2 protein-coding genes are annotated in these 2,814 nt (G+C 54.8%); one reads left to right on the top strand and one right to left on the bottom strand.

All coding sequences use genetic code 11. The features are described from left to right. Positions 1 to 231: 231 nt before the first annotated feature. Entirely contained in the window at positions 232 to 984 is a 753-nt protein-coding gene (locus Q0K07_RS13090; RefSeq protein ID WP_294559803.1) for an endonuclease, read from the bottom strand. Between the two features lie 1,204 nt (positions 985 to 2,188). Between Q0K07_RS13090 and Q0K07_RS13085 the strand changes: the two genes are divergently transcribed. Further along, complete coding sequence (locus tag Q0K07_RS13085; RefSeq protein ID WP_294559802.1) at positions 2,189 to 2,758, top strand: hypothetical protein; 570 nt, start codon at positions 2,189 to 2,191, stop codon at positions 2,756 to 2,758. Positions 2,759 to 2,814: the final 56 nt, after the last annotated feature.

The raw sequence follows: 2,814 nt of genomic DNA, 5'->3' as shown, positions 1-2,814 counted from the left end.
GTTCCTTCATGGCATCCTCCCTATGCCGACAATAAGAACTTTTTACCCTTTTGGCAATTAATGAGTCCTGAGCCTAAGGCGTCTGCTTTGCAAGGCGGCGTTTTTTCTCCGGGCGGTGGAACAGCTCCCGATCGGTGGGTACGTCTATGCCCGGCGCCGTACGAAACGGCCCGAGAAAACATAAGGCCCGGTTCTTGCCGGGCCTTTGTTGCATGCAGGCTGTATGAAGGATCACCAGAGCCCTTCGTGGATGCACAGATTTTTGACAAAGGGGTTCTCGTTCCCCTGTATCCGTTCGATTCTTTTTGCCCGGGTGCACTCCCATTCGTCCACGGGATCTTGTTTGCTCCATGCCTCAAAAAGCTGCTTCTGCTGGCGGCTGAGTCGGTATGACTCATACGCGTTATCCATGTACAGGGCAGCACGGGCGAGTTCCCCTTTGGAGTTCTGAGGCGGTTCAAACCTGTTGCCGCTCACCTTGGCCGGGCACGTTCCAAAAGCGGGCGGTACGCCGGGAAGTTCGCTGTACTGCTTGTTGCCCCGAACAGCGTTCACTGACCCGACGGCAGGAAAAAGATTGTACATGTCGGCTTCCATGAGGCGGAAATCCCGACTTGCCTTGCGAGCGCAGTTCCGCCCCTTGAAATGTTTACCCCTGCGGTCAACGCAAACGGGAGCGCCTTCCCGCCATTCGACAAAAGCGCGGCCGAAGTTTTCCGCGGGAACAGCGTGTTCCCACTCAACCTTGTAGGCGCGTTTCTGGTGCTTTGCTGTCGTGAAACCTTCAGGTATGCAGATCCGCTTCTCGTTATCAAAGGTATAACCGCAATATACCGTCACACGGTGGTCATAATATACTTTATTTTCCAGAAGTTTTTTTGCCTTATTGAAGGAGTCGTTTGTAGTATTGCCGCCAGCATAGGCAGTCACTGATATGCCGACACTGAGAATGAGTCCGATAATAGAAGTGAAGGTCCTTTTCATAAAAATTATCCTGAATGTTTTTCAGTTTCTGAAGGAACGTACTTTTACTTGCCGGAGCTTTTGGCTGAAGCGGCGGCAGAGCCTTCGGTGGAATCGCCGGGAATGAGGCTGGCGGAAACATTGTTATAATACCGGCGGATTTCACGCGGCTTTTTCCAAGTTTCCAGCTTTTCGGTCGGCTGCTGTTTTTCGTGCCGGAGTCCGTTGAACTGCGCGGGCGCAGGATTTGCGACGGCAAATATCCCCCCTTCACCAAAGTACAACCGGTCCCGGAAAACATCGGGGGACGGTGCGGGAATACTGGGCAGGGTGCCGGAGGCTGTTTCGGGGCTGCTCGTTGAGGCAGGCGTTAAACCTTGACGAGCCTTTCCCCGGCTTCCCGGCAGGAGTTTTTACCGGGCAGCTTTTGTTTTTTCGGAATCTTACCCTTTGAAATGACTGCATAAGTCATTTTTTTCATGGTTATCAAAAAAATACGGCTTCCGGAACGTCATGTCCCGGCTTTATTCTCCAGAAAAGGAGAAATAAACCTGGCAACACAAACCGAAAAGACAAAACTTAACTATAGGAAAAGCAGGTAGAGGTCAAAGAGGGGAGAACACTGCGTGATCTTTGGAAAGCCGCGGGGAACACCTTCAGAATGTGGCCATCAGTGTGCTGTTTGCCGTGCGCGATGCTGTGGGGGCGGCCGGCTATGCTCAGAGAAAGGAATGCCTTTCTCCGGCCGAAAGGGAGGAACCTTATGCCCCGTCCACGAACATGATGCCTGCCAGCGTAGGCATGTGACGGACGGTTCCGGGGCGAGTCCGGCGGCCGTGCGGCTGCGGAGGAACTCCGTGAGCAGCTCCGGGGTAATGGAACTGAGCCTGAGAGTACCGAAGGCCGGGAAAAGATGCTGCCGGGCATGACTCTGCGCCGTACTTCGTATGGCCTTGGAGAGCGGGTGCTGCGTCATGTACCCGTTCCGGGCATCCGCAAAGAGTGGTGCCGTGCGGGGCAGAGCGGGGTTCAGCTGCGCCAGGGCGGTTCTTCTTTTTTCAAGCCAGACGGGCGTTCCTGCCCTCGCTGCGCCAGCCGCATGGTACCCGGCGACTTACGCCGGAGACCTTGATACGGCAGGTGAACACGATGTCCGGCTTGCCGTCGTGCTGCGCCTGATGCTTTCTCTGGTGTATATTCCCGTGAAAGCGAGGTGCCTGTCCTGATGGCCATAACGCTGTTTCCTGCCGTGTTACGCGGCCCTGTTTTGTCTCCCCATTTATATCTCCCCGGACGCGGAAAAAATCTCCCGAAACGTCTCCCCAGAGGCGCATACAGCCGTAAGAAGACGAAGAGACTTCTGTATAAAATAACAGGGAAAATAAGAGCTTGCCATGAGGATCAGAAAAGGGGAACACTGAACCCTTCAAGTTTCACTAGGTCGGAACTTGTCCCCGTTGTCTGCGACATTATCCTGATATCATTCCCTGTTTTTTCGTTCGTACCGTCAAAAATATCTCCCCGATATCTCCCCGAGAGATACTTCGTTCTGGCCGGTTCGCATCTCCCCGCGGGGGGAGATGCCGGCTGCTTCATCCCCCTCATGCTCCCCGAAGAAAAGGCTTCCGGCCAGAGTGTCATGGCCGGTTCGGCGGATTCCTGGGTCCTTTCCGGCTCCGGGCTTATGCGGGGGCTTGCCGAGCGCGAAGAGTGCCGGAAATTTTTTGAAAATAAATCCGAAATTTGGAAAGCCAGCGGCAGGTCTTCGGCCGTGGGCATGGAGGTGGCCGCATGAGTGACCACCGAAACGACATGCCGAAGACGCCCCAGGAACCGCAGTCTCCGAAGGAG

The organism is uncultured Mailhella sp. (genome assembly GCF_944324615.1).
Classification (GTDB): domain Bacteria; phylum Desulfobacterota; class Desulfovibrionia; order Desulfovibrionales; family Desulfovibrionaceae; genus Mailhella.
Note: the sequence above shows the minus strand (reverse complement) of the source record. Positions and strands in the feature narration are given on the sequence as shown.

What these genes read in the sequence shown, in the direction of transcription:
- Q0K07_RS13090 (WP_294559803.1), bottom strand. Translation starts at nt 984, where the DNA reads ATGAAAAGGACCTTCACTTCTATTATCGGACTCATTCTCAGTGTCGGC.
- Q0K07_RS13085 (WP_294559802.1), top strand. Translation starts at nt 2,189, where the DNA reads ATGGCCATAACGCTGTTTCCTGCCGTGTTACGCGGCCCTGTTTTGTCT.